22 protein-coding genes are annotated in these 25,838 nt (G+C 61.0%); 17 read left to right on the forward strand and 5 right to left on the reverse strand.

The features are described 5' to 3' along the window. Window positions 1–161 precede the first annotated feature (161 nt). The 10 genes from PQQ52_RS04525 (at window position 162) to PQQ52_RS04570 (ending at window position 8,136) form a co-directional block, all read left to right on the forward strand. Complete coding sequence (locus PQQ52_RS04525; RefSeq protein WP_408207256.1) at window positions 162–1,130, forward strand: O-fucosyltransferase family protein; 969 nt, start codon at window positions 162–164, stop codon at window positions 1,128–1,130. A 185-nt stretch (window positions 1,131–1,315) separates the two neighbouring features. Continuing rightward, window positions 1,316–1,435, forward strand: coding sequence for a potassium ABC transporter ATPase (locus tag PQQ52_RS04530; protein ID WP_201073569.1), 120 nt, complete (start codon window positions 1,316–1,318; stop codon window positions 1,433–1,435). After that, window positions 1,432–1,527, forward strand: a complete 96-nt coding sequence (gene kdpF, locus PQQ52_RS04535; protein ID WP_028193906.1) for a K(+)-transporting ATPase subunit F — start codon at window positions 1,432–1,434, stop codon at window positions 1,525–1,527. Before PQQ52_RS04530 ends, kdpF begins: the two co-directional genes overlap by 4 nt. Beyond that, window positions 1,524–3,332, forward strand: a complete 1,809-nt coding sequence (kdpA, locus tag PQQ52_RS04540) for a potassium-transporting ATPase subunit KdpA (protein WP_408207258.1) — start codon at window positions 1,524–1,526, stop codon at window positions 3,330–3,332. Before kdpF ends, kdpA begins: the two co-directional genes overlap by 4 nt. An 85-nt stretch (window positions 3,333–3,417) precedes the next feature. Continuing rightward, window positions 3,418–5,481: a potassium-transporting ATPase subunit KdpB gene (gene kdpB / locus PQQ52_RS04545; RefSeq protein WP_408207730.1), complete on the forward strand. Its 2,064-nt coding sequence runs from the start codon at window positions 3,418–3,420 to the stop codon at window positions 5,479–5,481. A gap of 18 nt (window positions 5,482–5,499) precedes the next feature. Next, window positions 5,500–6,081: a potassium-transporting ATPase subunit KdpC gene (gene kdpC, locus PQQ52_RS04550; protein WP_408207260.1), complete on the forward strand. Its 582-nt coding sequence runs from the start codon at window positions 5,500–5,502 to the stop codon at window positions 6,079–6,081. Window positions 6,082–6,206: 125 nt separating this feature from the next. Next, window positions 6,207–6,905: a response regulator gene (locus PQQ52_RS04555; RefSeq protein ID WP_408207262.1), complete on the forward strand. Its 699-nt coding sequence runs from the start codon at window positions 6,207–6,209 to the stop codon at window positions 6,903–6,905. 118 nt (window positions 6,906–7,023) lie between these two features. Then, on the forward strand, window positions 7,024–7,239 hold the full coding sequence (locus PQQ52_RS04560) for a hypothetical protein (RefSeq protein ID WP_408207264.1): 216 nt from the start codon (window positions 7,024–7,026) through the stop codon (window positions 7,237–7,239). Between the two features lie 6 nt (window positions 7,240–7,245). After that, on the forward strand, window positions 7,246–7,593 hold the full coding sequence (locus PQQ52_RS04565) for a hypothetical protein (RefSeq protein WP_408207266.1): 348 nt from the start codon (window positions 7,246–7,248) through the stop codon (window positions 7,591–7,593). Window positions 7,594–7,719: 126 nt separating this feature from the next. Then, window positions 7,720–8,136, forward strand: coding sequence for a universal stress protein (locus PQQ52_RS04570; protein WP_408207268.1), 417 nt, complete (start codon window positions 7,720–7,722; stop codon window positions 8,134–8,136). A gap of 7 nt (window positions 8,137–8,143) precedes the next feature. Here the strand turns inward: PQQ52_RS04570 and PQQ52_RS04575 are convergent, their stop codons facing one another. Together PQQ52_RS04575 and PQQ52_RS04580 are read right to left on the reverse strand one after the other, a co-directional pair. Then, a complete protein-coding gene (locus PQQ52_RS04575) occupies window positions 8,144–10,117 on the reverse strand; it encodes an APC family permease (protein ID WP_408207270.1) in 1,974 nt (657 codons plus the stop codon). Between the two features lie 359 nt (window positions 10,118–10,476). After that, window positions 10,477–12,852 carry a hypothetical protein gene (locus tag PQQ52_RS04580; RefSeq protein WP_408207272.1) on the reverse strand — a complete coding sequence of 792 codons (2,376 nt, stop codon included), beginning with the start codon at window positions 12,850–12,852 and terminating at the stop codon, window positions 10,477–10,479. Between the two features lie 467 nt (window positions 12,853–13,319). Here PQQ52_RS04580 and PQQ52_RS04585 point away from each other — a divergent pair, with 467 nt between their 5' ends. From PQQ52_RS04585 to PQQ52_RS04600, 4 genes are all read left to right on the forward strand, one after another. Further along, entirely contained in the window at window positions 13,320–13,865 is a 546-nt protein-coding gene (locus PQQ52_RS04585; RefSeq protein ID WP_408207274.1) for a fimbrial protein, read from the forward strand. Between the two features lie 131 nt (window positions 13,866–13,996). Then, window positions 13,997–14,731: a fimbrial biogenesis chaperone gene (locus PQQ52_RS04590; RefSeq protein WP_408207276.1), complete on the forward strand. Its 735-nt coding sequence runs from the start codon at window positions 13,997–13,999 to the stop codon at window positions 14,729–14,731. Window positions 14,732–14,805: 74 nt separating this feature from the next. Further along, window positions 14,806–17,361: a fimbria/pilus outer membrane usher protein gene (locus PQQ52_RS04595; protein WP_408207278.1), complete on the forward strand. Its 2,556-nt coding sequence runs from the start codon at window positions 14,806–14,808 to the stop codon at window positions 17,359–17,361. Continuing rightward, window positions 17,358–18,398: a fimbrial protein gene (locus PQQ52_RS04600; RefSeq protein WP_408207280.1), complete on the forward strand. Its 1,041-nt coding sequence runs from the start codon at window positions 17,358–17,360 to the stop codon at window positions 18,396–18,398. The genes PQQ52_RS04595 and PQQ52_RS04600 overlap by 4 nt, the downstream gene beginning before the upstream one ends. A gap of 44 nt (window positions 18,399–18,442) precedes the next feature. Here PQQ52_RS04600 and PQQ52_RS04605 read toward each other — a convergent pair whose 3' ends face one another. Next, window positions 18,443–19,066, reverse strand: coding sequence for an ABC transporter ATP-binding protein (locus PQQ52_RS04605; protein ID WP_408207282.1), 624 nt, complete (start codon window positions 19,064–19,066; stop codon window positions 18,443–18,445). A gap of 294 nt (window positions 19,067–19,360) precedes the next feature. Here PQQ52_RS04605 and PQQ52_RS04610 point away from each other — a divergent pair, with 294 nt between their 5' ends. Then, window positions 19,361–20,671, forward strand: coding sequence for an MFS transporter (locus tag PQQ52_RS04610; protein WP_408207284.1), 1,311 nt, complete (start codon window positions 19,361–19,363; stop codon window positions 20,669–20,671). Here PQQ52_RS04610 and PQQ52_RS04615 read toward each other — a convergent pair. Further along, window positions 20,595–21,710: an AraC family transcriptional regulator gene (locus PQQ52_RS04615; RefSeq protein WP_408207286.1), complete on the reverse strand. Its 1,116-nt coding sequence runs from the start codon at window positions 21,708–21,710 to the stop codon at window positions 20,595–20,597. The two genes, PQQ52_RS04610 and PQQ52_RS04615, sit on opposite strands and share 77 nt — an antisense overlap. A gap of 293 nt (window positions 21,711–22,003) precedes the next feature. Between PQQ52_RS04615 and PQQ52_RS04620 the strand changes: the two genes are divergently transcribed. Both PQQ52_RS04620 and PQQ52_RS04625 read left to right on the forward strand, forming a co-directional pair. Continuing rightward, window positions 22,004–22,285, forward strand: coding sequence for a hypothetical protein (locus PQQ52_RS04620; protein ID WP_408207288.1), 282 nt, complete (start codon window positions 22,004–22,006; stop codon window positions 22,283–22,285). Between the two features lie 716 nt (window positions 22,286–23,001). Then, the gene (locus PQQ52_RS04625; RefSeq protein ID WP_408207290.1) at window positions 23,002–24,906 is read left to right on the forward strand and encodes an AAA family ATPase; all 1,905 of its coding nucleotides are present in this window, start codon (window positions 23,002–23,004) and stop codon (window positions 24,904–24,906) included. Between the two features lie 83 nt (window positions 24,907–24,989). On the opposite strand, the gene PQQ52_RS04630 is transcribed toward PQQ52_RS04625, so the two are convergent. Next, on the reverse strand, window positions 24,990–25,784 hold the full coding sequence (locus tag PQQ52_RS04630) for a sulfite exporter TauE/SafE family protein (protein ID WP_408207292.1): 795 nt from the start codon (window positions 25,782–25,784) through the stop codon (window positions 24,990–24,992). Window positions 25,785–25,838: the final 54 nt, after the last annotated feature.

Genomic DNA, 25,838 nt, shown 5'->3' on the forward strand with positions numbered 1-25,838 from the left:
TATCCAGGGAAAACCTTACCGGTTGTTTGTACGTTAGCTCACTAAGCCGGGCCAGACTTACTTGGCTCGACTTTTTGAAATGCTATGCTGGGAACTGCATACCTTCGCAGCAAACAGGTGCGTGCCATTTCAAAGAATACCTAATTAATTAGGAGCCAGGTATGTTGAGAAAGGTGGTCGACCGGGCGAAACAATTCCGACGCAGCGAGGGGTTCAAGCATTCCGTGGCCACGCCGCGCCGGATTTCGCTTCATGCGACACAGCGCCTGAACAGGGGCATTTTCTCCATCGAGATACAGGAGAACTCCGGGTTTTTCTCCGTGTTGCAGATGGTCCTGTTTATTCTGATGTATTGCGACGAGAAATGCCTCACCCCGTGTATTAGCGCACGCGGTGGGCTGTATGGTGACGCCGAAGGAAAACTGGACTGGTTGTCGGTTTTCTTCGAGTCTGTGCACCCCGCCTCGGGCGCCGTGCTCACCCATAAGGTGAGAACGTCGACAGTTCGCGACCTGGTCCAGTTGGGCTTTCGTCAGCGTTATGAGGCCCGGCTTCAACTCAGAAGCGCAAGCGAACTCTTCTTCGCGCACTATCGGCCGGCCACGCATATCTACGAAGAAGTCGACGCGATCTGCCAGAAGCTCGGGATCGGCACGTCGACCCTTGGCGCGCATTTCAGAGGTACCGATAAAACGCTGGAAGCCATCCCGGTTTCATGGGGAAGCTTTTGTCGGCAGGTGGAATCGACGCTCGCGGAAAACCCGCAGCTCACCAATATTTTCGTTTCGAGCGACGAACAGGCGTTTATCGATTTTTTTATCGTCTGGCCATTCAGCAAGCCGGTCAGGGTAGCCCCGGCAAAACACCTTGCACGTGGTAGCACGCCCGTTCACTTCAGCGGCTATCCTGGACTCGAAATCGGCCGCGAGGCGCTGGTTTCCAGCTTGCTTCTGGCCAACTGCGGGTTCCTTGTCAAGACGCCGTCGTATCTGTCCGCGTGGTCGAAAATATTCAATCCTTCTCTCCCGGTCAAGCTCGTATCGCCGCCGCGCCCGGACGCGTTCTGGTTTCCCGATAGCCAGCTCTGGCTCGAACAGGCCGCACACGATAAAGCGGCTCGAGCGGCATAAACCACCGTCTGGCGCCGGCCGTTCCACGCGGCAGTACGGACGCCTGAAAGTCTCCCAGCAAGCCCGTGCAGCTGCGCTAGCCCGCAGATCTCTTGCATCACGCCCATCGTTTTTACGAAATTCCCCCAAGTATTAACGCAGCGTTTACGCGGATTTTCCTAAATTTCACGGTGCAGGAGTCCCTCGTGGGAGACCAGACCATGGATCTGCTTTACCTCATCGCAATCATTGCGTTCAGCGGCCTCGTCGCGGCCTTCGTGATTGGCTGCGACAAGCTTCGCCGCGCGCCCGGAGGCCGTCCATGACTACCTGGATGACCTGGCTCGCAGCGGCCTCGACGCTGATTCTGTTCGCTTACCTCGTGTACGCCCTGTTACGCGCGGAGGCTCTCGAATGAACTTCAACAACCTGTTTCAGCCCGGCCTGTACATCGTCGTGCTGATCACGCTCGCCATACCGCTCGGCCGTTATATGACCCGTGTGGTGGACGGTTCGTCGGTCGTCGTTCGCCGCATTGGGCGACCGATCGAAACCGCGCTCTACAAGCTCGCCGGGATCGACCCCAGCGCCGAAATGTCATGGAAGCACTATGCGCTGGCCGTGCTGGCGTTCAACACGCTCGGTGTGCTCGCGGTGTATGGATTTCTGCGTTTGCAGCAGTGGCTGCCCGCGAATCCACAGGGCTTCGGCCCGATGACGCCCGACGCCGCCTTCAACACGGCCATCAGCTTCGTGACCAACACGAACTGGCAGGACTACACGCCGGAAGCGACCGTCAGCTATCTGACGCAGATGGCCGCGCTGACGGTGCAAAACTTCTTGTCGGCGGCCACCGGCATTGCTGTCGTGGTCGCGCTGATTCGCGGCTTCGCACGCCATACGACGGCGACGATCGGCAATTTCTGGGTCGATCTGACGCGTATCACGCTGTATATCCTCATGCCACTCGCGACGGTTGTCGCGCTTGTATTCATCAGTCAAGGCGTGATTCAAAACTTCAGGTCGTATGAAGACGTGCCGACGCTGCAGGTGACGACGTATCAAACCCCGAAAACCGATGTCCAGGGCAATCCCGTCAAGGACGCCAAGGGCAACCCGGTGATGGTGGACAACAAGGCCGACAAGCAGACCATCGCCATGGGGCCGGTTGCGTCACAGGAAGCGATCAAGATGCTCGGAACCAACGGCGGTGGTTTTTTCAACGCCAATTCCGCGCATCCGTACGAGAACCCGACGCCGTTCGCCAACTTCGTTCAGATGATAGCGATGCTCGTGATTCCGGCGGCGTTGTGCGTGGTGTTCGGCCGGATGGTGGGTGACCAGCGCCAGGGCTATGCCGTGCTCGCCGCGATGACGATCGCTTTCGCGGTCGCCTGTTGGGGCGAGATATCGTCTGAGCAGAACGGTAATCCGCTATTTACGTCGCTGCATGTCGATCAAACCGCCTCGGCGCAGCAACCGGGCGGCAACATGGAAGGCAAGGAAACCCGCTTCGGCATCGCGCAGTCCGGTATCTTCACCGTGGCGACCACCTCCGCATCGTGTGGCGCTGTTCTCAACACGCACGATTCGCTGACGCCGATGGGCGGCTTCGTGCCGCTCCTGCTGATCGAACTCGGCGAGGTGATCTTTGGCGGGGTCGGTTCGGGTCTGTACGGCATGCTCGTGTTTGCATTGCTCGCGGTGTTCGTGGCCGGCCTGATGATTGGGCGAACGCCGGAATACATTGGCAAGAAAATCGAGTCGTACGAAATGAAGATGGTGTCGATTGCCGTGCTGCTCACGCCGCTGCTCGTTCTGGTCGGTGCATCGATCGGCGTGCTGACGGCGGCCGGCGTGGCGGGTGTCGCCAATCCCGGGCCGCACGGATTTTCCGAGATTCTCTACGCCTACAGCTCGGCCGCCAATAACAACGGCAGCGCTTTTGCGGGCCTCTCGGTCAATACGCCGTTCTACAACGGAACGCTGGCCGTCGCCATGTGGTTCGGCCGCTTCGGTTCGATTGTGCCGGTGCTGGCGATCGCGGGATCGCTTGCCGCCAAGAAACGCATCTCCGCTACCGCCGGCACGCTGCCGACGCACGGTCCACTGTTCGTTGTGCTGCTGCTCGGCACCGTGGTGCTGGTCGGTGCACTGACGTACGTGCCGGCGCTGGCGCTCGGTCCCGTCGTCGAACATCTGATCATGGTCGCGGGACATTGACTGAGAGGATAGTATGACTAACGGACTCCAACCGCCGGTTCATCAGCCTGGCAACATCGGTCAGGCACGCAACGCCGCGCGCTCGATGTTCGACCCGTCGATTGCCCGGCCGGCCCTCGTCGATTCGTTCAGGAAGCTCGCACCCCGTCATCAGTTGCGTAACCCGGTGATGTTCTGCGTGTACGTCGGCAGCATTCTGACGACCATTCTGTGGATCGCCGCGCTCGGCGGCCAGGCCGAGGCGCCTGCTGGGTTTATCCTGGCGATCGCGCTCTGGCTGTGGTTCACGGTGCTGTTCGCGAACTTCGCGGAGGCGCTCGCCGAAGGCCGCTCGAAAGCGCAGGCCGCTTCGCTGCGCAGCGCGAAACGCGACGTGATGGCGAAGAAGCTGCAGGAAGCGCATCCCAAGTCGCCGATCCGCATCACCACAGCGACCGATCTGCGTAAAGGCGATGTCGTACTGGTCGAAACCGGCGATGTGATCCCGGCTGACGGCGAGGTCATCGAAGGTGTCGCCTCGGTCGACGAATCGGCGATCACCGGGGAATCTGCGCCGGTGATTCGCGAATCGGGCGGCGATTTTTCTTCGGTGACGGGCGGCACACGCGTACTGTCGGACTGGATCGTCGTGCGCGTCAGCGTGAATCCGGGCGAGGCCTTCCTCGACCGGATGATTGCGATGGTCGAAGGCGCGAAGCGTCAGAAGACGCCGAATGAAATCGCACTGACGATCCTGCTGGTCGCGCTGACGCTCGTGTTGCTGTTCGCCACGGCGACACTGCTGCCGTTCTCGATGTTCTCGGTCGAAGCCGCGAAAGCCGGTCATGTGGTGACGATTACCGCATTGGTCGCGCTGCTGGTGTGCCTGATTCCGACCACGATCGGTGGGTTATTGTCGGCGATCGGTGTGGCCGGCATGAGCCGGATGATGCAGGCAAACGTGATCGCCACATCGGGCCGCGCCGTGGAAGCGGCCGGCGACGTCGACGTATTGTTACTCGACAAGACCGGCACGATCACGCTTGGCAATCGCCAGGCTTCAGCGTTCACGCCCGCACCGGGCGTCACGGAGGAACTGCTCGCCGACGCCGCGCAGTTGTCGTCACTCGCCGACGAAACACCGGAAGGGCGCAGCATCGTCGTACTCGCGAAGCAGCGCTTCAATATCCGCGAGCGCGATATGCATGCGTTGCAGGCAACCTTCCTTGCCTTTAGCGCACAGTCGCGCATGAGCGGCGTCGATCTGCCCGACCGCGAGATTCGCAAGGGTGCATCCGATGCGATCAAGCACTATGTCGAGGCACACGGCGGGCGTTTCCCCGCGGAGTTGACGGCTGCGGTGACGGAAATCGCGCGGCGCGGCAGTACCCCGCTGGTCGTCGCGCAGCAAGTCCGCGGCGAGAGCGCCGCACACTGCATGGGCGTGATCGAGCTGAAGGACATCGTCAAGGGTGGCATCAAGGAGCGCTTCGCTGAACTTCGCAAGATGGGTATCAAGACCATCATGGTGACGGGCGACAACCGTCTGACGGCTGCAGCGATCGCCGCCGAAGCCGGCGTGGACGATTTTCTCGCCGAGGTGACGCCGGAGGCCAAGCTGACGACGATCCGCATGCACCAGGTCGAAGGGCGGCTCGTGGCAATGACCGGCGACGGCACCAACGATGCCCCGGCGCTGGCGCAAGCGGACGTGGCGGTGGCGATGAACACCGGCACACAGGCCGCGAAGGAAGCCGGCAATATGGTCGACCTCGATTCGAATCCGACCAAGCTGATCGAGATTGTCGAGATCGGCAAGCAGATGCTGATGACGCGTGGCTCGCTCACCACGTTCTCGATTGCGAATGACGTCGCCAAATACTTCGCGATCATCCCGGCGGCATTCGCGACGACCTATCCGCAACTGCGTGTGCTCGATGTGATGCATCTGAGCTCACCGTCGTCGGCGATTCTGTCGGCGGTGATTTTCAATGCGCTGATTATCGTGGCGCTGATTCCGCTCGCGCTCAAGGGCGTGAAGTACCGGCCGCTCGGCGCGGCTTCGCTGTTGCGCCGCAATCTGCTCGTCTACGGGCTGGGCGGGATACTGCTGCCGTTCCCGTTCATCAAGCTGATCGATATGGTGCTGAACGTGTTCGGCTGGGTCTGACCCAAGAGGGTGAACATCATGAAAACGCTGCTTCGTCCACTACTCGTCCTGTTTATCCTGATGACTGTGATCACCGGGGTGGTCTATCCGATCGTCGTGACCGCAATCAGTCACGTGGCATTCGCGGCGCAAGCGAACGGCAGTCTGATCGAGAAGAACGGCAAGGCCGTCGGCTCCGCGCTGATCGGCCAGCAGTTCGATGCGCCGTACTATTTCTGGGGACGCCTGTCGGCCACCACGCCCCAGCCCTACAACGCGCAGAACTCGGGTGGGTCGAACCTCGGCCCGACCAATCCCGCGCTTGCCGACGAAATCAAAGGCCGTCTCGATGCGTTAAAGGCCGCCGGTAACGACATGTCGCAACCGGTGCCGGTGGATCTCGTGACATCGTCGGGCAGCGGCCTCGACCCGGAGATCAGTCCGGCGGCTGCCGCCTATCAGGCGGCGCGTGTGGCGAAGGCCCGCGGTCTGCCGGTGGATCAGGTGGGGAATCTTGTCGCGCGTAATACGTCAGGGCGGCAGTTCGGCATCTTCGGCGAGGCACGCGTGAATGTGCTGAAGCTCAACCTGGCTTTGGACGATCTCAAGCCGATGCATTGAGCCCGCTGCCTGGCTGTTGTTGCTTTGCCGGCGCACGCCTGAAGCGCGCCTGTTCAATAATCTTTGGAGACCCCGCCCGGACGTTGGCCGCGACCTTAACGGGGTGCTGTCGACGTGGCACATTCATGAGCGACCCCACCGTTACAGTCGTTGTGATCGACGCTGACAAAGCCATTCGCCGTTTCGTTCGCACGTACCTCGAAGCGGCCGGCATGAGTGTCTTCGAGGCGCAGACCGGCGCACAAGGCCTGGCGCATGCTGCGACAAGGCTGGCGGATCTCGTCATTATCGATCTGAGTTTGCCGGACATGGACGGCATCGAGGTGATCCGTGAGTTGCGCGGCTGGTCCGCGATGCCGGTGATCGTCCTGTCGGCGCGCAGCCGCGAGGAAGACAAGGTCGCCGCGCTCGACGCCGGCGCCGACGATTACCTCACTAAACCCTTCGGCTTACCCGAGCTGAGTGCCCGGATCCGCGCGCATTTGCGCAGGCAGGCCAACGGTGGCAGGGTTGGCGTGCCCCAGGTTCAGTTCGGGCTGGTCACGGTCGATCTCGGCGAGCGGACGGTCGTGCGTGGCAGCCGGATCGTCCATCTCAGCCCCACCGAATATCGCCTTCTCTCCGCGCTGGTGCGCCATGCTGGGCGAGTGTTGACGCATGAGCAACTGCTCGGCGAGGTGTGGGGCCCCTTGCAAACCGACAACCACCACTATCTGCGCATCTACATGGGGCATCTGCGCCACAAGCTCGAATGCGATCCGGCGCATCCTGAACACATTGTCACTGAGGCCGGCGTGGGCTACCGGTTGGTCGGCGCGCGCTGAATTTCACAGAATTTTTATAGCGCCGGCGGTAATCGTTTCTCGGCCTTTACGGCGTTGCCAGTAGAGTTTGAGTCTGGCGTTCCGCCGCAAGAAAAATCTGCAATTGGCTGGAGGTTGTATGGCATTCAAACAAACAAAGGGCAACGTGACTGTCGAGGCGTGTGTGTTTCCCGCACCGGGCAACATGTTCAAAGGCGCACTGCGTGTGACGACAACCCGGCAAGACAAACAGATTCAGCAGGTTACCGGACGTGGCTGCGGCCGGCCGATGCGAGATTCAGGCGAAGCACTGGCCCTGGCCGAGGTGGAAGCGCGCCGGATGCTGGGAGTTTGAGATTCCATGACCCCCTCAAGGCCCGCCATGATGTTCAGAGGGATGTGCAAGGTTGTCGCCATCGCCTTCGTCACCAATCAGGTTCTCACGACTATCTTTACGTATGTCGCGCAGCAACTCGATGCCGCGCTGCCTCATGAAACGATCTGGCTTTTCAGTTGCGTGACATGCGGGCTGCTAACACTGTGGCTGCAATCCGATGCACGGCGTGCGTTCGGCTTCGCACGTGCAAAGGGTTTCGTAAAGGCGGGCGGAGACAGGAAGCAGGATCTGCAGATTGCTGAGGATTGTCCGAAACGGTGGCTCGTGATTTTGCATATCGAACTGAATCCCGCTGCGATACAGGCATCGTGAGGCGGTTTTGAGCCGCCGTGGAATTTGCCTCGCCTGCACGCTGCAAGGCATAGCTGAGATTTTTACGCGACTTTAACGCGGCCTTGGCTAAGCTCAGAGTACCAGATAGCGGTCCCGGAGTTTTCAATGATACGAATGCTGATCCCTGTTCTCGACCACGGCGGCGCGATAGAAGCCGCGCGCTACGCGGCGTTCATGTTTCTGGAGCGCGGCGTAACCGAAGTCGAATTGCTGGAAGTACTCGAGCCCGTCGATCAGGGGCGCGCGGCGGCCTTCCACAGTCGGAGCTCGCTGGTGCGTCAGGAAAAGCAGGCCATGCTGAAGGCGTTGATCGACGTCCGCACGATTCTCGAAGAAGCCGGCGTGCCATATCACTGGAAACGCGTATTCGGCCACCGCACGAAAGCAATCGCCGACTACGTGGCGACCACCCAGCCCGACATGATGGTGATCGATGCCAGTCATATGGGCTTCTTCCGCAGACTGGCTATGCTCGCGTCATTGTCCAGACGCACGGTGACCCCGGTGACGATGGTTCACTGACACTGAATCACCCTACGTTCATCGGCAGCAGTACCATCTGTTTTCCCTGCAGGTGCAGGCGCGTCTGGATTTCCAGCGGCGTGTGATTGTGCAGCCACCGGGTCAGGATGTTCACGCGTTTGAAAATCAGTTTGCTGGCGAAGCAGACGCTGTTCGGGAATTCCACCATCGTGGCCTCGGCCAGCCTGATGAACTCTTCGACAGGGTCGGTGCCGAACGCGATCCGGTATTCCGCGGCCATTCCGTGCCGGCGGCAATGCGCCACGTAATACTCGAGCGACGCCGAAATCGTTTGCCGCAAGCGCTCAAGGTGCTCCGTGCCCTCGTAGCTTTGCGCGTCCACTTCACCGACCGCGAGAAATATCACATTCCTGAAATGGTCCGGAAACAATCGGTTCACCCATAGCAGCGCATGCATGCTGGCCCCGCGATGTTTGCCGACAAGCAGAATAGCGGTGGGCTGGGACGGGTCCGGTTTGAGAGGTGTCTCCGTGTCGTCGACCGCGGGCGGCGCACCGGCAAAGAGTGCGTCCTCTTTCGCAATCAGTGTGCGAGTTTCGCTGTAATGCCGTTTGATGACGAAGCACAGCGCGACCACCGCGCCGGTCACCAGTACGGTTAGCCAGCCTCCCGCCGTAAATTTCTCGATCAACGTAATCACCAGCACGGTGCTGGTGACCGACAGTCCAAGTGCGGATAGCGCGAAGTGCGTCAGCCAGTTTTCGCCCTCGTGACGATGGCGCCACCAGTAAATGCACAAGCCCAGCAGGGAGAGGCTAAAGGTCAGGAAGACGTTGATGCTGTACAGCACCACCAGGATCGAGACGTCACCGTGCGTCCAGACAAGGATGGCGAGGCTCGCGAGTCCCATCACGACGATACCGTTCTGTCTGACCAGTCGCGCGGACAGATCGCGGAAATGGCGCGGCACCCACGAATCCGACGCCATGTTCGACAGCACGGCCGGTCCATCCAGAAAGCCGGTCTGTGCGCCCACCAATAGCAGACCGGCCTCGAAGGCCAGCACCGCCGCGAGCAGCGCATGCCGCGCGAACGCCGAGCCGAGCCCGAGATGATCGATGACGCTGCCGAATACCACCGCATTGAGCGTCTGACCTTCTACCGCCTGTGCATGCCATAACATGTACAGCAGGATGATGCCGCCGGCTGTGAACGCGAGCGACGTGGACATATAGAACATCGTTGTCCTGCCGTTCGGCACGCGCGGCTCAGCGAGCATGTTGACGTTGTTCGACACGGCCTCGAGGCCTGTGTACGTGCCCCCACCCAGCGAGAACGCCCGCATGAGCAACGCTGCCACCACCAGGGGGCCGACAGCGTGCGACATGCTGTGCGCCTCTCCAATGGCGCCAGGCACGACGGCGGCCAGATGATCGCCGTGCACCGCTACGCCGTACACGATGAGACCGAGATGCAGCACCACGAAGCCGAGAAAAATCGGCAACAGCACCATGATCGACTCGCGCATGCCGCGAAAGTTGAGACCTGTCATCAAGACGATGAGCGTGAGTTCGGTGGCGAGCTTGAATGCTTGCGCGCTGACCGGCAGCAAGCTGAAGAATGCATCGACGCCGCTCGCGAGCGACGTGGCAATCGTCAGCACGTAATCGACGAGTAATGCCGCGCCTGAAACCAGCCCAGGGTGCGGGCCCAGTAACGCCGTCGCAACGCGATAGCCGCCACCACCCGTGGGAAACAGCTGGATGACCTGGTTATACCCGAGCGCAATGATGAAGACCGTCGCCGCGGTGGCCAGTGCGAGAAACAAGGCAAGCGAGGTGTGCTGGCCGAGCGCCAGGAAGGCTTCTTCGGGCCCGTAGCATGATGATGACAGTCCGTCGGCACCGAGGCCTACCCAGGCCAGCAGCGGCGTGACAGCGATCGCGTGACGAGTCCGGGGATCGAGCGGATCCAGCGGCTTGCCGACAACCAGACGCCATAAGTTCGCGAAGACGGCCATGTCCCCTCCAAGCCTGATCACGCGTGCCGGCGTGACGCCTGATTTCGTGGTTCGGCGAGCGGACTGTCAGGCTGTCGATGGTCCGGGCGCACGGCGAATGACAATCAACGGCCGCTGCCGCGATCATCGGCAACCGACAACGAAAATGTAGGGCAGTTTTGCGCAGTGTGCCAGTGGACCGTACCCGGGGATAGGTCTAGTCAGGATATCGAAAGGAAGATTGGCAGGCTACTGGACAATTCGCGCAGTGGGGACGGCGCGTGGGCTGCATTGAGGGCGTTAAACCGCTGTTCAGCATCCCGCTCGCCTTGGACGGGCCGGCATGCTGAATATAGCGGCGTGACTTCACAAAAGCATGGCTATTGCCCCGTGTAACCCACAGGTGCCGTGTACTTGCCTTGTATCGCATTCGAGTTCGCCAGCACAACGTAAATTGGCGACTCGGTCAGCGTGAGATTCACGACGCCGTTCGTATAGGCCACTGAGGTCACATTGCCCATCATGTCGATGACGCTCACGTTGCCATTCGTGCCGGTCGAGTTCACGGTCAATGCATAGCCCGTGCTATAGGTCGAACTGTATGTACCGGACGATGTCGGCCAGTTCGAATTGTTGTGTGTCCACAGCGCCGCGATCACCGCCCCCGAATTCAGTTGCTGGAAGGCGTAGCCATAGACCATCGAAGGAAGTCCGCTCAGGACCCCGAGCGTTTGCGTTCCGTCCAGAACGCGTGTCAGCGCGGCGAACGCCAGCGCTTCTGGTTTGGGGCTCAGATTCGTTGCGCCGTATTGCCCCTGTGGATCGGTGAGATCGAAGAACGTACCGATCCCCACGTCCGCCGGATAGTCCGCGCCGTAGAAGAAGTAGGTGACCTGGGCACCCTCGCCGAGCATGATCAAATGCGCGCGCAATGCGACGGCGGCCTGCCCGTACAGCTGGTTCGCCGGTGGATAGTTCGCTCCGTAAGCCGCGCCGGAGTCGTAGGTGATGCCGAGTTCGGTCACCCACAGGCGCATGTTTGGCTTGACCGTCTGCATTTGCGAGCGCAATGACCTCATCTGCTGATCGAGGGCGTTCGCGACATTCGAGGGATTCGGATCGGTGTCGTATTGTTCGGGAGGATGTGCCGCGAAGGTGCCGGCGTTGTAGTAACCGTGTGTCGTCACACCGTCAATGTATTTGCCGAGGCCGAGCGGTGCATAGGTGGCGAGATATCCCTGCGTACATTGCGTCGAGCAGTTTGCAGGAAAGACATTGGACGTGCCCATCACAACGGCGTTCGGATCAGTCGAATGCAGGCCCGCATAGACGGCCGCGTACATGGCGATGAAGTTGGCGGTCGAATCGACCCATTGAGGCTCCCACGTTACCTGGTAGTAGTCGTTTTGCTGATTGGGAAAATACTGCTGACGGATCGCGGCGCTATCGGTGCCCACGCGCGCCATGTAGTTCTGATAGTAGGTTTCGTTCGTCGGCGCGTTCGTATCGTCCTGAAAGGCACCCGTCGGACTGGCCCACGCGGGAATGCCGTCCAGCCTGATGAGCCGCATGATCTTGCCGTTCGTGTAGAACGGATCGAGATCCGATAAGGCCGGTGTCCACGTATTGGCAGCATTGGGCTCCATGGCGGACAGCTCACGGTCGTCGATCGTTTGGGCGATGCCAAGCGCTGTGAGCATGGGGCCATTGTCGTTGAAGCCTTGCATGCCGAAGCGGTGCTGTTCCTGATGCGCGTAGCTGACCGCCGGTATCGCGCCGGACAGGTTCGGCAAGATACCGAACGTGGCGATGCCGGTTGGGCGCGTGCCCGATTGCGGCAACGTGCCACCCGCGTGCGACAGCGTCGCCGTGATCGCGAAGTAACCTGCCGCGGTGCTCTGGCACGATAGCGTGCTGGACTGCGTCCCACTTGGCACGGCGAACGAGCCGCCGCCCTTGATGTTGCCCAGTTGGTCCTGCATCGACCAGACGACTGTGTCCGCCGATTTCGCCGTGGTGACGAACGACACCTGAAAGTTGCTGGCCCGATTGAAGAGGCGTGTGGCGTCGCTGCTCGGCGTGTCGGCGGCGATCAGGCCGTTGGCGGTGCCTCCGGCCGTTGTCGTCGGTGCTGTACAGGCGATGGCAGACGTTGGTGTCGGCGTGGGCGTGGGCGTTGGTGTCGGTGTCGGTGTCGGTGTCGGTGTCGGTGTTGGTGTCGACGCCGGTGCCTTCGGAATCCAGCAGTACTTCGAAATTCCGTACGCCGGGTCGGTGCCGAAAGCCGTGTTGCTGCACGTCGTGCCGTTGGTGAAAACTTTGCTCACGTTATTTGCAGTCGTGCTCGCGCCATAAAGCACGGTCATCTTGCCGGTGAACGAACAGTGCGCGTTTTCGACTGCGCATTGTGTCCAGGCAGGAGCCGGCGTTGGCGCAGGGGTGGGCGTCGGCGTGGGTGTGGGCGTAGAACTGTTTTTGTACCAGCAACTCTTCCCGTACCCGAACGCGGGATCCGTACTCGACACCGCTCCCGTCGAGCACTGCACCCCGCCTGTGAACGGGCCATTGATGTCGTATTGAAGAGTGGGGGAAGTCGTGCCGTAGACGACATTCGCCGTGCCCGTGAACGAACAGAATTGACCCTCGGCGGCACAGTACGTGTACGTCGTTCCGCTAATCGTCAACGAGCTTTGCGCATAGGCGGTGCCAACCAGCATACCGCCGACGGGCGCAAGCATCAGAAGCGCACGTTTCATTTCGGACTCCGCGAATAGATGTCGTCAGAGATACCTGCGCGGAAATTGAATGCGTCGAGGTAGTCCGAGGCGTGATCACTGCTGGGGAGCGAGGCAACGAGCTTTAGTTAAGTCGATTTAACAGTTCAGCAACGGACAACAAAAAGCTCTTTCCGGCAAAATCGACTTGTCCCCATTCAATAACGTAGATTTTGCTCAGTCCACGCTATTCATATGAACAAAAACCGGTAGGGTGGGCGCGATTTTCAGAAACGCCACGCGCGCTTAAGTCGCTTTTACTTCAAAAATTGTCCGTTTTGACAGTGTTTCAAATTTCCGTGGTTATCCCTGACAGTGCTTGACTGTCCCTTTTTGACGTCGTCCCGATAATTGGCCCCGGCGCGGTTGGTTTGAGCGCAACACCATTGCTTAACCCGCCACACACACGGTCCTTTAATACGACGCACTATTTATCAATGGGGATAATCATGAAACTCACGCGCTCAGGCGTACTCGCTGCGGCTATTGCTGCCGCAGCCGCCATGCCGGCTATTTCGCAGGCTGCAGACGGCACCATTACGTTCACCGGTCAGATTACGAGCCAGACCTGCACGATCAGCGGCAACGGCGCTGGCAAGAACTTTACCGTCACGCTGCCGACCGTCTCGACATCGGCGCTCGCTACTGCCGGTACGACTGCCGGCCGCACACCGTTCAACATCGCACTGTCGAACTGCACGCCGAACTCGGGCAATGTGTCGACCTATTTCGAGCCGGGCGCTACCGTCGACACGACCACGGGTCAACTGGTCAATGCTTCGGGTACGGCGACCAACGTAGAAATCGGTCTGCTCAACGGCGACAGCAGCGTTATCACGCTGGGTGCCGCCCAGGCCTCGCAGAACTCGAAGGCCGTCGCGCTGGCGAGCGGTGCGGCCACACTCAAGTACTTCGCGCAATACGTTGCGACGAACGGCGCGTCGACGGCGGGTACGGTCAACACGACCGTCATGTACTCGATCGTCTACCAGTAAAAGCCAGACGTTACGGGGCGGTAGCCGGTGCCCGTGAGAGGCGCCGGCTGTCGAGGAGATCAGAGCGAACCCGGAGTTCGCCATGTAATCAGGATAACAAAATGATAATGCGAAAGATTTTATCAAAGGCGATGACGGTTTTCGCATTGTCGTGGTTGGTGAGCAGCGCGCATGCGGGGGTTGTGATCAGCGGGACGCGCGTGATCTATCAGGCCAATGAGCGTGAAGTGACCGTCAAGCTCAATAACGAAGGCGACGCGCCGGCACTGGTGCAAGTGTGGCTCGACACAGGCAATCCGAACGCGATGCCGGACGAATCGAAGGTGCCGTTCACCCTGTCGCCGCCACTGTTTCGCCTCGATCCGAAGAAAGGGCAAAGCCTGCGCCTGATCTACACGCAGGAACCGTTGCCGCAAGACAAGGAGTCGCTGTTCTGGCTCAACGTGCTTGAGGTGCCACCGCGCGCGGACGCCAGCGCTACTGCTGGCGATCCGAATTCGCTGCAACTGGCGTTCCGTTCGCGCATCAAGCTGTTCTTTCGTCCGGCGGGGCTGCCTGGTAATGCGGACGATGCGGCCGCGAAAGTCAGTTGGAAATTCGTGCGCAAGGACAACGGCGGCTACGCGCTCGAGGCGACCAATCCGACGCCTTATCACGTGACTTTCAGCAAGATCGTCGTGAGCGAGAACACAACGAACTGGATCAGCGACAAGGGCGGCATGGTCGGCCCGGGCATGAGCGCCGACTTCGACGTCGGCAACGTTGCGCCGCTCGCCGTCGTGCCCGCACAGGTCGACTACACGTTCATCAACGACTACGGCGCCGGTGTCAACGGTAAAACGCTGCGCGACGGGACCCGCAAGTAACCATGCGCACCCGGGAACACTCTTCACGGCCGCGAGCCGGAAACTGGTTCGCGCTCAGGCGCAGCCATGCTTTGATGCTTGGCGCGCTGGCCGCGTGGGGCACGGCTCCGGCGTTCGCCGGCTCGACGATGCTTGCCGACGTGCAGTTCAACAGCGAGTTTCTGATGAAGCCGAAAGGCCAAAGCGTGGACGTGTCGCGTTTCGAGCGTGGCAATCCGGTACAGCCCGGCGAGTACACGGTCGATCTCTACGTGAACGGAAACTGGGTTGGCCACGACGCGTTGCGTTTCGTGGCACGGGAAGGCGCGGGCAACGCTGTGCCGTGTTTCAGCAAGACGCTGATCGAGCGCCTTGGTCTGGACTTTTCGACACTGTCGGACAAAGGCCGTGGCGAACTTGCAAAAGCTCAGGCGGGTGAGTGCGCGAGCTTCGCCGATCTCGTCGACGGTGCGTCGCAATCCTTCGACCTGTCTGATCTGCGGCTCGATCTGAGCATTCCACAGGTGGCGCTGCTGCGCAATCCGCAAGGCTACGTGAGCCCCGAGTTCTGGGACGAAGGCGTGACCTCGGCCACCTTGGGCTACAACCTGAACTCGTTTCGCGTGACTGGCTCAGGCGCAGCGAATACGCAAACCTATCTCGGGTTGAATAGCGGCATCAATGTCGGCAGTTGGCACTTCCGGCAGAATTCCGCGCTGACTTGGCAATCGAACGGACCACGCACGTATCAGAATATCGCGACCTACGTGCAGCACGATCTGCCGTCGATTCGCAGTCAGTTGACGCTCGGCGATGCATTTACCGATGGCGCCGTTTTCGACAGCATTGGCATTCGCGGTGTCGAACTGGCGAGCGACGACCGCATGTTGCCCGATTCGCTACGCGGCTATGCGCCGCTGATTCGCGGCGTGGCGATGACCAATGCGCGCGTGAGCGTCACGCAGAACGGCAACAAGCTGTGCGAGACGACGGTCGCGCCAGGTGCATTCGAGATCAACGATCTGTACGCCACGGGCTACGGTGGCAATCTGCTCGTCACGGTCACGGAAGCCGACGGCAGTCAGCATAGTTTCTCAGTGCCCTATGCGTCGGTCGCGCAGTTGCTGCGTCCTCGCATTACGCGCTTCAATGTCGCCGCGGGCCAGCTTCGCGATGCGCAAGTCAATCAGCACGACAATCTCCTTCAGGGGACGGTGCAGCACGGTTTCAACAACGTCATCACCGGTTACGCGGGGACGATCGTTGCAGAGGGTTATCTCGCCGGGCTGCTCGGCGCTGCGGTCAACACGCCGGTGGGCGCGGTCGCGGTAGACGTGACCGAGGCGCGCGCCAACATTCGCGGCGTGGCCAACACCACCGGTCAGAGCGTACGAATCAGCTACAGCAAGCTGCTGCCGGCCACTAACACGAACTTCACCGTCGCCGCCTATCGCTATTCGTCGAGTGGTTTCTGGGCGTTGCGCGACGCCATGCTGGCGCGCAGCGCGGTTGCCGCGGGACAGGACCCGGGTTCGGTCGACCGTCAGCGCAATCAGATCCAGCTGACAATGAACCAGAGCTTCGGCAACGGCTGGGGCAATGCCTATGTGGTCGGCTCGACACTCGATTACTGGAACCGCGGCGGCACAACCACGCAATTCCAGATCGGTTACAACAACGTGTTGCGGGCGCTCGGGACCAACTTCAGCTACAACGTGTCGCTGGCGCGGCAGCGCGACGGCTTGACCGGGCAGATGAACAACCAGATCTTCGCGAGCGTTTCGATTCCGCTCGGCACCAGCCAGCATGCGCCGACCCTGTCGACCAGCTTCACACATAACAGTCAGAGTGGTTCGTCCGAGCAGGCAATGCTGAACGGCTCGGCCGGCGTGGACAACGAATTCACTTATGGCGTGACGGCGAATCGTGCGCCGGGCTCGAGCACCGGTGGCGTGAACGGCCAATACCGTAGCCCGTACGCGACGCTTGCGGCGAGCGCGAGCGGTGGCTCCGGCTACTCGCAAGTGTCGGCGGGCGTGACCGGTGCGATCGTTGCGCATCCGGGCGGCGTGACCTTCGCCAACGATCTGGGCGACACCATCGGTGTGGTCGAGGCGAAAGACGCGAAGGGTGCTCGAATCACCAATTCGTCCGGCGTGCGCATCGACAACTTTGGCTATGCCGTGATTCCGTATCTGACGCCGTATAGCCTGAACACAGTCGAAATCGATCCGAAGGGGACCCCGCTCGACGTCGAATTCAAGTCGACCAGCCAGCAGGTGGCGCCGCGTGCCAACTCGGTGGTGATGATCCACTTCGGCACGGTGACCGGCAGGGCGGCGGTAATCGCGGCTCGCTTGCCGAACGGCGCACCGTTGCCATTCGGCGCGACCGTGTACGACGCGAAGGGGCAGGGCGTCGGCGCGATTGGTCAGAACAGCCGGATCTTCGTGCGCGGCGTGGCCGATGAAGGGGCGCTTACGGTGAAGTGGGGCGATGCAGCGGATGAACAGTGTGGTTTCGGTTATCACTTGCCGCCGAAGGGCGAAGACCACGGCGCCTATGCCCATATCGACGCGGTGTGCGGCGCGGTGGCCGGCGTGGCGAACGAAGCAGCGGCGGGTTCGTCCGCTGGAGGAAATGTGCAATGAAGATGTTTTTCTCATACGGTACCGTGCGAAAGTGCTTCGGTATCCTGATGCTATACGTTGCAGGTTTTGCCGGACTGATCGCCAGTGTGCCCGCTCACGCGGCGCTGCAATGCACGATTACTGGCTCGGCCGCAATCAGCTTCGGCGCGCTCACCGTGCCGCGCGATACACCGGTCGGCGCGGCAATCGGGCCGGTGCAGTCGTCGACCGTTTCTGTTAACTGCCCGTCGAATCCCGGTACGGTGCCGCCGTACAACAACGGTTGGTATATCCAGTACTATCCACAGCTGACGAGCAGCGCGGTAGCGGGCGTGTGGAATACCGGTATCGCGGGGATCGGCATCAAGGTTGTGGACGTCACCTACGGCAACACGACGTTATCTACACTGGCGCTCGGCAAGTGGGGCGATTTCGGCGCACCAATCACGACGACGGCAGCATTCCAGGGCAGCTTCACGTTCAGCTATCAACTGGTCAAAACGGCCGCACAAGTGACAACGGGTGGCGCGGTGAACATCCCGCAATTGCTCACGCTGGTCAGTCACAATATTCCCGCGAATATTACGTCGCCGGCCCTAGTGACGATTTCGGTCAACAACACGTCGATCGTGGCGACCACCTGCACGGTGACGACGCCGTCGGTCAGCGTCGCGCTGCCAACCGTCAATGCCAGTGCATTGAGCCCTGTCGGCACGACAGTCGGCAACACGAATCTGAGCATCGGGCTATCGTGTCAGGCCGGCGCGAATGTCTACGTGACGCTGACTGACGCGACCGCTCCCGGTAACACCACCACCAATCTGACGCTTGCGAGCGGGTCAACGGCGACGGGTGTCGCGCTACGCCTGCTCAACAGCAGTGGCACGGTGGTCAGCTACGGGCCGGATTCAGCGGTAGCGGGCAATCGGAATCAGTGGCTTGTCGGCGCATCGGCAAGCACGACCCGCATCCCATTGACCGCGCAGTACATCTCCACCGGCACGGTAGGGCCGGGTGCGGTGAAGGGGCTCGCCACTTTCACGATGAGCTATCAGTGAGATTCGAGGGGCACGGCGCATTGACGCACCGGCGCAGCGACCTCCTAGCCATGCATGCCCAGATCCGCAAAGCTGATGGTTCTCGCCGCGCAAGCGTCCGTAAAGGCCGTGTCGTAGCTTGAGAAAAAGACTGTGCGGGTTTCGGCCAGTGTTTTGAAAAGATCGACCAGAACGCCGCGCGCCGAGGCGTCGAGTCCGCCGACCGGTTCATCCGCGATCACGACTTTCGTCTCGCCGAGTACGGCACCCGTCAGGAAGATTTTTTTGCGTGTTCCGAACGACATCTGCTCGAAGCGCTTGTCGAGATGCGGTTCGAGTCCAAAGCGATTGGCAAGATCGAGCGCGTGGCTACCGACCTTTGTCTTTCTCTCCGACGCCACGCGCGCCAGATACTCACGACCGGTCTGGTCGGGATACGTCATGCAGTCTTCGGGCACATACGTGAGCACGGATTGCGCCTCGTGCGGCGTAGTGCGCAGCGAATGGCCACCGAGCCACACCTCGCCAGTGTCGGGCTCGACCATGCCGGCAAGAATGCCGAGCAACGTCGACTTGCCGCTGCCGGAGTCATCGTTGAGCGCTACGCATCCTGACGTGGTGCCGTAACGCAGTTCCTCAAAGACGATGCGTTCGCTATAGCGCTTGCTGAGGTTCTCGAATCGAAGCATGGGGTGTGGAGGGTCTCAGCCGAAGAATGTGCCGCGCGCCGGCCATACAGATTACGTTCAGCGCGATGCAGGACGGCGAAGTTTCTTCGGGAAGTGGGCGGTCCGCAAGTGTAGCAGCGCGGTCAGATGCTTTCATCGCGTCTGATAGTTACGCCACCCGTCTGTCACGTGCGCGAAGCGCAGATCCGCATACTCAGTGTAAAGTTGCGTGGTTTTGCGCCGTTAAAGAAAAGAGCGGTACCCCATTCTGTCAATCTCCTGAATACCTCGACGCTCCCCCGTCGACCGCAATCCATGCAAACTGCTGCCCGCGAAGCGGCCCAACCGTCCCGCGCCGAACTGAGGCGCATCGTCATCGCAATTGTTATCGGTAACGGATTCGTCGCGTACGACTTCACCGTCTACAGCTTTTCCGCTGTCATTATTGGTAATCTGTTTTTTCCATCGAACAATCCGGCGTCGTCGCTGCTGCTCTCGCTTGCCACCTTCGGCGCGGGTTTCGTGATGCGTCCGCTCGGCGCGATCATGATCGGCCATATCGCCGACAGCCGCGGCCGCAAAGCCGGCCTCACGGTCTCACTTACGCTGATGACCCTGGGCACATGGCTGATTGCCTGCCTGCCGGGCTATGCGTCGATCGGTCCCGCCGCGGCGGTGTTGATGGTGCTCGCGCGCCTGATGCAGGGGCTCGCGGCAGGGGGGGAGATCGGACCGGCGTCGGCTTCGCTGATGGAGTCAGTCGCCTATCGTCACCGTTGTCTCATGGTGAGCTGGCGCGGCGCGAGCCAGGGCGCGGCCGCCTTCGCCGCCGCGCTGGTCGGGGCGAGCACCACGGCGCTGTTGTCGCCCGCCGCCATGCATGACTGGGGATGGCGTGTACCGTTCGTGCTGGGTGGGCTGATCGGACCGGTCGGCTGGTATCTGCGGCGCCGGATGCCGGTGGCCGCGCCGTCGCAGCGTGCGCGGCTCAGCCCGAGGCGGATGTTCGCGGAGTACCCGCGCGCCCTCATCTGCGGCCTCCTGATGATGGCGGCGCCTTCGGTCGGTATCTACCTCACCGTTTTCTATATGCCGGCCTATCTGGTTCGTATGCTGCATCGGCCGCCGGCAATCAGCCTCCTGACGGCTTGCCTGTCAGGGCTCGTGATTCTCGTGGTGACGCCGCTCGTGGCGCGCGCGGCCGACCGCTGCGCGAGCCGCAAGACGCTGCAGTACGCCGCACTCGTGGCCTCGCTGGCGCTCACATGGCCGGCATTCTGGGCGCTGACCCACGGCGTGGGCGACGTCGTCGCGCTCGTCATCATCACGGCGTATGTGGCGCTTGCGGTCAACAATGCAGGCCCGAGTTCCGTGCTGATGATGGAAGCTTTTCCGGCGCATCGACGCGCGGCTGGACTTTCGGTGATTTACAGCTTCGGCGTCGTCCTGTTCGGTGGATTTTCGCCGTTCCTCGTGACGTGGCTGATCAACCGGACGGGCGATCCGATGGTTCCGGCCTGGTATCTGATGGCCGCAACCCTGCTCACGCTTACCGCGCTGCGAGCATTTCCCGAGGCAAAGGCGCCGGATGCGTGCGTTGCCAGTGCTTCGCAGCCGTCGGCGTAAGCTCCCACGCGCTGCGGTGTTGCAGGTCCAACGCGCGCATCCGCATATCATGGGGGCTCATGTCGAAAGCGCGGCGAAATGCGCGGGTGAAATCGGATGCGCTCTGGAAACCGAGTCCGTAAGCGATTTCCGTTATCTGCAGGTGCGGGAAACGGACGAGTTCGTCCGCCGCTTCCCTCAACCGGCGATTGCGGATGTAAGCGCCGAGGCCGCCTTCATGTTCGAACCAGCGATAGATCGTGGCGCGTTTCAGCTGTAGCGCCTGAACCACACTGGTTGGTGTGAGATCGTCCTGGTGCAGGTTGGCGTCGACGTAGCGCCGCACCTGTCCCATCAGGGCAGCCTGCATCGCCGACCGGCCCGCGCCTGTCAGACGTGCCTCCTTGCGGAAGGCGGCGAGCAGCAATTGGGCGCCGGCATGTAATGCATCCACCGCGGCGACCGGGTCGAGCGTGGGGATTTCCTGGGCGACCGCCGCCAGGTGATCCAGCGCGAGTCCGGTCAATGGCGAACCCTGCTGGACAATCCGGCCGTGAATTGCCGCGCCGTCGCGCAGTTCCTCGTCCACGATCGCGGATGGGACAAACAGGCTCAGAAGCCGGCATTCGGGCCGTTCGGCCCGAAACGGCTGGTTCAGGTCGAACGCGACGATGCCCTGCACCGAGGCCGGCGCGCTGCGTTTCCTGCGCATGCCCGACACATGGCCGATTTCACCTTCCACGAACAGTTGAAAGACGTAATCGCGCCGGGAATCTGTGGAAACACGCGCAACCGACCGTTCCAGCAGCATCGGGTCCGTGCTGCAGTCTGTAAATACCATGCCGCCGACTGCATATAGGTCGATCTCACCGTGAAATCCCCTGCCGATCTGCTCTTTCGACGGTGGCACGTCGACCACATGCCCCACGCGCTGGCGCCATGCGAGAAATTGCTCCTCGGCAGGGAGCGTGTGCGTGCTGAAGCGGCTCGTGGAAATGGCGGAGCGCGAGTCAGCTGCCGCGGCAGCGGCCAGGTGTGACGGCAATGTGCGCTGGTTCATGGATCTGTTGCTACGGACTGGGGATACGGTTCTGGTCAGGTAGCGATGGTAACCAAATATTTAACACGCTGCCGTCCGGAATTGAGACGTATGGTAAAGCCTAACAAAAAACCTGCGGTATTGTCGGATGATTAGATGCAGCTCGGTTTCGTCGACGGCGCAATAAATCTGTTTAAAACAAGCCCCGTTTCTGGAATCGCTACTGCACGAAAAAGAGCGCCGATCGGCATTCGCGGCGCAATGGGTGCGAGGCCCAGGCTTTGCCCGGCGGCCAATTTACGGGGTATCAAAAGATGAACGGCACGAATAAGCCTCCGCCCGCTCAGCGCGGGCGGCGTCCGGCCAATCTGGTAGACAGCCAGTTGGCGCATCTTGAGAGCATGGTTCAGCACGTGACGCGTGGGGACGCGGTTAGCGTGCTAGTCACGCTCGACCATGAGTATTGGGAAAAACGGGTTCGCGTACTGGAAGAAACGCACGAGTTGATTGCCAGCCAACGCAAACGGATTATCAAGCTTCTCGACCAGCTCGGGAGTGAAGCGCAGATGAAGCAGAGGCGGCGTACAGCCGCCTGAGCCTGAATCTGTTGAAGGGGAAGGGTTGCAAGGATCGGGGGTAGTTGCGGGAGAGCAGACCGGTGTCTTAAGGCACTGGCAATAAAAAAGAAGGACCTGAGAGTGCGGCGGGATGCGGTCGGGCCCATTAGAGGCTCGCCGCTCAGTTGCAAAAAAGGTGGGCGTCTTGCCCACCGGACGTTCGGGGGTGTCGCTGTATGCGCCTCCAGACTTGGCCGAGCGACCGGTCGAGGGCGGCACAAAAGTGTTGCCCTCGCCGGGCGCTCGCTCGGCTTATCCCCCAGTATCACGCCTACGCCAACTAATAGCCGCCGGCCTGCCTGGATGGGCGTTTCCAATATTCCGCGATTTACAGCAATTTTGACCGCTTTTTAATAGGGCGCGGTTAATTGCAGATATTCAGAATACGCGGTGAATATAGGGCTGATAAACTGTGCCCGGAGCGGCGGGCCGTCGTTTTTTGAGGCGACGATCGCTCCCCGAATTCGACGACATGAATCGCCGGATACACGGTAGAAAGGGTCCTTTTCCGCAAATTGGAAAGGCGATCACCCGGCATACTGGCCGGTGTGCGAGCTGCTAAACGGGACGCATGTTTTGGTGTCCTTCTTTCCGCGCATGCGCGGTGTCGCGTCAACCGATTCCTCCTCGCCAACCTCTACCACCTGATTTTGACCAGTATTAGGGCCGCATTGGCCCGTTTTTGGAAGTGACTCATGAAGCCGGGAAAGAACTCGCTTGGGAAAAGACGCGTACGCAAGATCGCCATGGGGCTCGGCGCTGCACTCATCGCGGTATTAGTCGCATTGAGCGTCTGGCATTACCAGCAACGCGACGCGCAGCCTGCCCCGGCGCTTACCGGCATCGCGAACCAGATGCGTCACGACACTTCGGCGTGGACGCGTGAAGAGAAAGACGCGTCGCAGATGTTGCGTGACATTCACGACGCCAACGTGGCCGCGATCGGCGTGAGTCCCAACGCGATTCTGGTGTCGAAGCGCGACGGCACGAAATACTTCGTCACTGACCATAACGCGATGTTCTCGCATGCACTGCTGCTCGGCGAACCCAAAGCCGACCAGACTGCGCCCTATCAACTCGTGTGGCTGCCTGATGCGGACATCCGCTCGGGCGCGGCGCGCTGGGCTCCGGTATTCGGCCAGGTGCGTGACGCGATCAGCTTGCTGTTGCCGCTGTTGCTGATCGGCGGCATGGTGTGGTTCATGCGCCGCGAGATGGGAGGTGGCGCGTCGCTTCTCAGCAAGGCGCCCACGCTGCGGTTCGACGACGTGATCGGCGCGGGTGAGGCGAAGGCGGCACTTGCGGACATCCGCGGCTATCTGTCCGATCCGAAACAGTTCACGTCGATGGGCGTGCGCCCACCGTGCGGCATTCTGATGGTCGGTGGCCCAGGCGTCGGTAAGACGCGGCTTGCACAGGCGCTCGCCGGCGAATGCGGGGCGAACTTCATTTCGATCACGGGCAGCTATTTCAGCGCGAAGTACTACGGCGTCGGCATCCAGAAGGTCAAACACCTGTTCGAACTCGCACGCAAGAATGCGCCCACGGTCATCTTTATCGACGAAGCCGACGGCCTCGCCAAGCGCACGGATACGGGCGGCGGTCCCGTCGAAGCCGAAAGCAATCGCATCATCAATCAGTTGCTGGCGGAGATGGATGGCTTTGCTTCGAACGAAGGCGTCATCATCGTCGCGGCGACCAACCATCCTGACAGTCTGGACGAGGCCTTACGCCGACCCGGCCGGTTCGATCGCACCGTGCAGGTCCGTTTGCCCGACCGCGAAGACCGCGCCAGGATTTTCCGCTTCTATGCGCAGAAGCTGAAGTCGAAAGCCGCCGACATCGACTACGACCAGCTCGCTCGGCTGACCACGGGCCTTTCTCCGGCAACGGTCGCGATGGTCGTGAATCAGGCGGGACTGGTCGCGCGCAAAGCAGGCGAGACAGAGATCGCCGCGAAGCATTTCATGGAAGCGATCAAGATTGCGCGTATCGGTGACGTGAGCGGTGCCGAACGGGCATTGAGCGAGGACGAACGTACGCGTATCGCGGTGCACGAAGCGGGGCACGGTCTGGTTGCCGCGCTGCTCGGCACCGGCGTGCTCGAAGAGGTCACGATCTTGCCGCGTGGCGGCGCGTTGGGCGTCGCGCTCATCACGAAGGCGCAGGACAAGCACCTGTACCGCGAAACTGAAATTCGCAACGAAATTCAGGTCTTGCTCGGCGGACGTAACGCCGAAATTCTCACGTTCTCCGAAGCGTCGAGTGGTGCTGCGTCAGATCTGCAGGAAGCGTCGCGCATCAGTCTCGACATGGTGTCAAAGTTCGGCTTCAACCGCGACGGCGATCTGTTCAGCCTCGCGGCGCTGCCGTCCCAGTACGCAGGCCTGCAAATGAAGAGCGCTATCGAGCACGCTAACGTGCTGCTCAAGGAATTGAATGGGTTGTGCTATGGGCTGCTGCACGCCTATGAGCCCGTGCTGCGCGCTATTGCCGACGAACTGCTCGAGCGGGAGACCGTTCCTGGCGAAACCGTCTACCGGTTGATCAAGGAGCACAAGAGCGCGCTGAAGATCGTCCACGAGCCGGCTGCCGCCTGAGCCGCTTGAGCCGCTTTGCGCCGAGGGAGCGCGAAAAAACGTGTTTCACGGTTTGGATTGACGGGCGAGCGTAACCCGAACGCTTATAAAACCCCGGATTTCCAGACCATCTGCGCGGCGGCTGCCAGAACGAACACTAGAACCAGAACTCGAAACGCTCCCGGCGGCAATCTGTCTCTCAGTGGCCGTACCAATAGCATCCCCACGATTACCGGCACACTCGCACAGGTCGAAATGGCCAGATCGCTCCAGCTGGCATGCGCACCGCCACTAAACGTGGCGACCAGCGTGATAATCGAAACCACCAGAATAATCGCGATCTGCTTCGTAAAGACTTTCCCCGTGGCGCCTGTGGCGATCAGATACATCGCCAGCAAAGGCCCCGGCACCGAAGCGATGCTCTCCATTAGTGCCGCGCCGAATCCCAGCACGAAGCCCGCGGGCTTCGCCCATGCCGGCGTCAACGTGAGCCGCGGCGAAAGCAGGAGGAGCAGTGCCGCGACGATCAGCAGTATGCCCGCGGCAGCCTGCGCGCGATGTGGCGCCAGCGAGATCAAAACGCTCACGCCGACGATGTTGCCGATCACTGTACCGATCAATGGCGCGGCAATGCGTCGGATCGTCGGCAGCATGTCGCCACCTTCCAGTGCCTGTGGAATATTGCCGAGAATGATCGGCATGGACAGCAATAGAACGGCCTCCTTGATCGGCATAAACTGGCTGAGAATTGGCATCGCAACCAGCGGCACGCCGATACTCACCACGCCCTTGACCATCCCGCCCAGCAACAGCGCTGCAATGATGCCAAGCAGCGCGTAAAGGCTGAGCGTCTGCAGGCTCGCGCCCAGCACGCCATTGGCGAAACCGAAATGAACCATCGTCGAAGTCCGCGAGCCAGCCGCGCGGATCGGATGAACCGGAGTTCGCGCGTG

The sequence above is a fragment of the Paraburkholderia sediminicola genome (assembly GCF_046030555.1).
Classification (GTDB): Bacteria; Pseudomonadota; Gammaproteobacteria; order Burkholderiales; family Burkholderiaceae; genus Paraburkholderia; species Paraburkholderia sediminicola_E.